Below are 6022 nucleotides of genomic sequence, written 5' to 3'. Positions count from 1 at the left end.
GGGCACGGTGGGCGGGGAGGTGGTGGGGCTGGTGGGGGGGTTGGTTTGTTGTGGGTGGGTGGCGGTGGGGGTCGGGGGGAGGGCGGGGGGTCGGTTGGGACAGGCCGGTGCTGAAGCGGGTCGAGTCCGCCGCCAGGTCCGGGTGTTCCACGTCGAGTGCCAGCGCCGCGGCCTCGTCCAGCCCCAGCTCCGCACCCTCGCCGTACGCGTCGTCGAAGGCCGCGTCGCCAAGCACCGCGCGCAACTCCCCCTGCTGCTCGGCCCAGTAACCGCCGAAGATGCCGGGAGTGGCACGCATGCTCGCCCGGGTGGCCTGCGCGGCCCCGAACAGACGGGCCGCGGTCAACCGCTCCCCGCCGATCGCGCACCGCACCGCGACCGCGTTCAAGGTGTCGCACGCCCGCCCGTGGTAGCCGTGGCCCATCCGGGAGCGCAGCGCCACCAGCAGGTGCTCGTGTGCGGCGATCACGTCGCCGCGGGCCAGCGCGACCATGCCGAGCAGCATGTCCACCGAACGCCGGCCCCGCTCCACGGGCCGGGCCGCCTCCACCGGACGCACCGCGCCCAACAGCTCCGCAGCCTCCTCCAGGGCGCCCCGCCGCCAGAGCAGCTCGGCCAGGCTGAAGACAGCGAACAGCGCCTCGCCGACCACGTCCTGCCCGTGCGCCCAGTCGATGACCTCCCGGCACACCCGCTCGGCCTCGACGAACTGCCCCATGTCGACAAGCGGCGCGGCCCTGCCGGCGAGCACCCGGGCCAGCAACCCGGCGTCGCCGGCCTGCCGGGCCGCTGCCTCCGCCCGCTGGGAGTAGCGCAGCTCCTCGGCGAACTCGCCGTCGGCGCTGGCATGCAGCGAATGCATGTGGTACGCCGCCGCCAGCTCCGCCTCCGGAATCCGCTCCCCCGTCTCCGCGATCCGCCCGTACAGCCGGAACAGCCACAGCCGCCCCTCGCGGGCCAGGCCCCGCTCCAGCCACCACTGGTCCAGCCCACCCGCCAGACCGAGGCCGGCACGGGCGCTGCCGCCGGTGGCGCACCACCGCAGCGCGGCGCGCAGCTCCCCGGCCAGTGGATCGAGGGCATACAACGACAGCGTCACCGGCCGGCCGTCCTGGCCCAGGTGGGCCCGGTCCAACGCGTGCGCCGACCAGGCCACGTGCCGGTCCCGAGCGGCCTGCTCCTCGCCCGCCTCGCCCAACCGCCGCGCCGCGTACGCCCGGATGGGGTCGAGCATGCGGTAAGTGCTGCCGGCGGCGCGCGGCTCGGCCAACACCATCGACTTGTCCACCAGGACCGAGAGCGGGTCCAGCGGATCGTCACCCAGCAGCCACTCCACAGTCGCCAGATCCACCGGGCCGGCGAAGACCGCCAGCCACCGCAGCAGGCGGGCGGCCCGGGGCCCCAGTGTCCGGTAGGACCAGGTGACGGTGGCCTGCATGGTCAGATGCCGCTCGGTGGCCGAGCGCTGCACCGCCCGGCTCGCCGGGGTGGGCGGTGCAGCCCCGGCCGCCGCGGCGACCAGGTCCACGGTGTCCTGCTGGTTGCCGGACCAGCCCCGCTCCACCGGCGGCGGATCCGGGTCCTCCCGGCCGGCGTCCAGGGTGCCGAGAACGTCGTCGAGCCGCTCGGCGAGCTGACCGACGGAGAGCACCCGCAGCCGGGCGGCGGCCAACTCGATGGCGAGCGGCAGGCCGTCCAACCGTTGCACGACCCGACGCAGGTCGGCGGACTCGGCCGGGTCCGGCTGCCGACCACCACGCGCTGCCGCCGTACGGTCCAGCAGCAGCGCCACCGCGTCGCTCTCCGCGCCGTCCGCGCGCGGGTCGACCGAGAGCGGCGGAATCCGCCACACCACCTCGCCGGGCAGGCTGAACGACTCGCGACTGGTGGCCAGCACCCGCACGCCGCTCCCGCCGGACAGCAGACGCGCGATCACCTCGGCGCAGGCGGCCGGCTGGGTGTCGCAGGTGTCCAGGACGACAAGCATCCGGCGGCCGGCCGCGTACTCGACGAGGGTGTCCAGCATCGGCCGACCGGGCTCGGGACGCAGGCCGAGCACGGCGGCGATGGCGAACGCCACCAGCCCCGGGTCGGTCACCGAGGCGATGTCGACGAACCAGACCCCGTCCGGGTACGCCTCGACAACTCCGCTGGCCAACTCCACCGCGAGCCGGGTCTTGCCCGCGCCGCCGGCACCCAGCACGGTGACCAGGCGGTGCTGACGCACCAGCAGGCCCAGCTCGATGCGCTCAGCCTGCCGGCCGACGAACGAGGTCACCTGGGTGGGCAGGTTGTGCGCCACCGCGTCGGCGGTGCGGGGTCGGGGGAACTGCCGCTCCAGACCCGGGGCGACCAGTTGGAACAGTCGTTCCCGGTCGTCGAAGCCGCGCAGTCGATGCAGGCCCAGGTCGAGCAGGGTCGCACCAGGCGGCATCGGCTCCGCCCGACGTGCGGTGGACGCCGTGCAGAGCACCTGCCCGCCGTGGGCGGCGGCCGCCACCCGGGCGGCCCGGTGCACCTCGGGGCTGGCGTACTCGCCGTCGCGTGGCTCGGCATAGCCGGTGTGCAGGCCCATCCGCACCCGGGGCGCGGCTTCTTGGGTGGGCCAGTCGTGGCTGGACAGTGCCCGTTGGGCGGTCAGGCACGCGGTCATCGCCGCTGTCGCTTCCTCGAAGGCCAGGAAGAACGAGTCGCCCTCGGTCAACAGCTCCGCGCCACCCGTGCTGGCCAGCGTGCGGCGTAGCAGCCGTCGATGCTCGGCGAGCACCGGGCGGTAGTCGGGGCCGAGCAGTTGAGCCAGCCGGGTCGAGCCCTCAATATCGGTGAATACGAAGGTCACCCAACCGCTCGGGAGCTGGATCCGTGGCGACATGCGAGGAACCTCCGCCCGTGACGTCGGGTTCATGCTGCCTGAATCCGAACGATCACACATCGTGAGAACGGCCGGGCAAGTGCCGCCTCAACGTGCCACTCGGACCCGCTCCCGGCAAGGCCGGCCCACCAGGCGGCGGCGAATTGGCCCGATCAGCAGCCGCAGGCGCCGCCGCAGCAGCCACCACCAGCGGCGGGTGCCGGGGCACCACCGGCACCGCCACTGCGACCAGTGACCGCGACCGCGGAAAGAAGCTTGACCGTGTCGGCGTGTCCCTGAGGGCAGCTGGCCGGCTCACCGGCCGCCGCCATCGAACGGTTGACCTCGAAGGTGTCGCCGCAGGCGCGGCAGCGGAACTCGTACCGGGGCATGCCACCCAGGGTACGTGGATCTGGCGGTTCGCGGAGGATGGGTGATACTCGACAGGTGGTGGACGGCGAGGACGACAAGCGTGTGCAACCGTTACGACCGGCCGCGCCGCTGGACGGGCCGCTCGAAGGCTCCGGGGCCGCGCCCGACCCGGTGCGCAAGGTGCCCCGGCCCCGCCGCCCCTGGCTGAGCGGGCGTTCCGCTGGCCCGCCGGCCACGCCACCGGCCACCACGCCAGCGGCCACCGCGCCGGCTCCGCCAGCGGCGAAGCCCACCGCGCCCGACTCCGCCGGGTCCGAACCGGACGCGAGCGCCACCGGCACGAACATCCCGGCCGCACCCGTCCCGACCGCAAGTCCAGCAGCCGCCTCCCAGGCCGAGGCCGCGAAGGCCGGGACCGGTAAGACCGAGGACCTCAAGGCCGAGGCTGCTAAACCCGAGGATCAGAAGACCGACATCGTCAAGGCCGATGCCCCCAAGGTCGACGACGCGAAAGCCGACGACGCGAGAGCCGAGGACCCGAAGGCGGACGGCAGCGCCAGTGGCCCGGCCGCGTCGAAGACGGCCGGCGCGTCGAGCGCCGACAAGCCCGCTGACGACGCGAAGACCGGTGCCGCGGATCCGGCCAAGACCACTGTGGATGAGATCCCGGTCGTGCCGGCGCCCGACCCGGCCCGTCGGCGGCGGGTGCAGTTCGCCCACGCGGTACGTCTGCCGCCCCGCCGGGCAGCAGCCGCCGCGGCCCAGGCGACCCGTGCCTGGGCACGCCGGCCGAGTGGTCGGCTGACCCTGCCCGGCGTCTTCCTGCTGGCGCTGGTGGCCGCGACCGCCGCGGCGGGAGCGCTGCTCGTACCGGCCGCGATCCGCTCACCGCGCCCGGTAGCTGTCGACGCCTCGGCCGCGCCGAGCGGGGTCGCCGCGCCTGGGATGCCGACCAGCCCGCTGCCCACCGGGCCGCTGCCGACCCTTCCGCTGCCCACCGGCGGGTTGCCCGGCAACGGGCTGCCGACCGGGTCGGTGATCGGTGGCCGACCGTCGGACGCCCTGGCCGGCTGGGCGCAGCAGGTCGGTGCCAAGGTCGGCGTGCCGGCGGTCGCCATGCAGGCGTACGGCTACGCCGAGCTGGTGCTCGCCCAGACCAACCGCAGCTGTGCGCTGAGCTGGACCACGCTGGCCGCGATCGGGCAGGTCGAATCGGGACACGGCTCGGCCAACGGCGCGCGGTTGGGGCAGGACGGCAAGGCGGTGCCCAACATCATCGGGCTGGCGCTGGACGGGAAGGAGGGTCGGATGCGGATCATCGACACCGACCGTGGGGCGCTCGACGGGGACGCGACCCTCGACCGCGCCATCGGGCCGATGCAGTTCATCCCGACCACCTGGCAGGAGATCGGCGCGGACGCGGACAACGACGGCCGCAAGGACCCGCACGACCTGGACGACGCCGCCCTGGCAGCGGGAAACTACCTCTGCAAGGGCGGCCGAAACCTGAGCATTGCGGGCGACTGGTGGAACGCGATCCTCTCCTACAACGACGTACGGCGGTACGCCCAGGACGTCTACGACACCGCGAACCGGTACGGACGGGCCAGTCGGTCGTGAAGTGATCGTCTCGATACGTTGGAGAACTGGACACTTCCCCCGGGCCTCTGTTAGCGGCAAGCTAGACGGGTGATGGTGCGCGAGTGGGACCCCAGGACCGCGTCGTCCGCCGAGATCGCGTCGCTGTTGGCCACGCTGAACGCGGTCCTGGCGGCCGATCTGCCGCAGGATCCGCCCTGGCGGGTGGCTTCGTTGCGGGAATACCTCGCCGAGGTGATGCCCGGCGAGCGGCGGATCTCCTGGATCGCCCAGGCCGAGCCGACCGCTCCGGGCGACACGGGCGCGGTGCTCGGCCAGGTGCACGTACTCCTTCTGGGTGACATCGGTGTGCTCGAGGTGCTGGTGCACCCGTCCGCGCGGCGCACCGGCCTCGGTCGTGACCTGGTGCTGCGCGCCGCGCGCCGGGTCTACCAGGAGGGCTTCCGGTCGATCGGGGTCGAGGTTGTCGGCGACACGCCGGCGGTCGGGTTCTACGAGTCGCTCGGCTTCAACCGGGAGTACGTGGAGACACGCAGCGTGCTCGATCTGACCTCGGTGGACTGGGCCGAGTTGGCCGAGATGGCCACCGGCATCGGGACGGGCTACCAGCTGGAGTTCTTCCCGGGCGGGCCGCCGGACGACCTGATCGAGGCGTACGCGCGGGCCAAGGCCGAGGTGCGCGACGTCGACGACGGTGAGCTGCGCCCCAGCTCCTACGACCCGGAGCGGCTGCGGGACAGCCTCGACACGCTGCACCGGCGAGGCATGAAGCCGTACATCGTGCTCGCCCGTCACGAGCAGAGCGGCGAGGTGGCCGGCCTGACCGAGGTGGTGGTGCCGGCGCAGCACCCGACCCGCGCCGACCAGTACGACACGATCGTCGCGCAGGATCACCGGGGCTACGGCATCGATCGGGCGATCAAGGCCCGGATGCTGCTGGAGTTGCGCTCCGCCGAGCCGGAGTTGATCGAGGTGCAGACCTGGAACGCGCAGGCCAACGAGGCGATGTTGAAGGTCAACGCGGAGCTGGGCTACCGCCCCGACCGGGACTGGTGCGAATACAGCGTCGACGTCGCTGAGCTGGTGCACCGCCTCGATCCGCCACGCTGAGGAATTCACGAAACTGTCCATTAGGGGATGGACGGTGGACAGCCGCGCACCTTAACGTGCGTTGACCCCATCCACCCATCGTGGAGGCCC

At 73.2% G+C, this 6022-nt stretch carries 4 protein-coding genes; 2 read left to right on the top strand and 2 right to left on the bottom strand.

The annotated features are described in order from the left end of the window. On the bottom strand, positions 1–2872 hold a 2872-nt coding region (locus KBX08_RS09735; protein ID WP_247669144.1), incomplete at its 3' end, for an adenylate/guanylate cyclase domain-containing protein. 152 nt (positions 2873–3024) lie between these two features. Next, complete coding sequence (locus KBX08_RS09730) at positions 3025–3243, bottom strand: zinc ribbon domain-containing protein (RefSeq protein ID WP_210782561.1); 219 nt, start codon at positions 3241–3243, stop codon at positions 3025–3027. A 37-nt stretch (positions 3244–3280) separates the two neighbouring features. Here KBX08_RS09730 and KBX08_RS09725 point away from each other — a divergent pair, with 37 nt between their 5' ends. Both KBX08_RS09725 and KBX08_RS09720 read left to right on the top strand, forming a co-directional pair. Continuing rightward, a complete protein-coding gene (locus KBX08_RS09725; RefSeq protein WP_210782559.1) occupies positions 3281–4843 on the top strand; it encodes a lytic transglycosylase domain-containing protein in 1563 nt (520 codons plus the stop codon). 72 nt (positions 4844–4915) lie between these two features. Beyond that, a complete protein-coding gene (locus KBX08_RS09720; protein WP_210782577.1) occupies positions 4916–5932 on the top strand; it encodes a GNAT family N-acetyltransferase in 1017 nt (338 codons plus the stop codon). The last annotated feature ends 90 nt before the right edge of the window (positions 5933–6022 follow it).

Origin of the sequence: Micromonospora sp. H61 (genome assembly GCF_018070325.1) — a bacterium.
In the GTDB taxonomy this organism is placed as follows: domain Bacteria; phylum Actinomycetota; class Actinomycetes; order Mycobacteriales; family Micromonosporaceae; genus Micromonospora; species Micromonospora salmantinae.
This window is presented reverse-complemented; position numbering and strand designations above follow the sequence as displayed.

Bases quoted from the DNA above. Each gene is read 5' to 3' on its own strand.
- KBX08_RS09720 (WP_210782577.1), top strand. From the start codon at position 4,916: ATGGTGCGCGAGTGGGACCCCAGGACCGCGTCGTCCGCCGAGATCGCG.
- KBX08_RS09730 (WP_210782561.1), bottom strand. From the start codon at position 3,243: ATGCCCCGGTACGAGTTCCGCTGCCGCGCCTGCGGCGACACCTTCGAG.
- KBX08_RS09725 (WP_210782559.1), top strand. From the start codon at position 3,281: ATGGGTGATACTCGACAGGTGGTGGACGGCGAGGACGACAAGCGTGTG.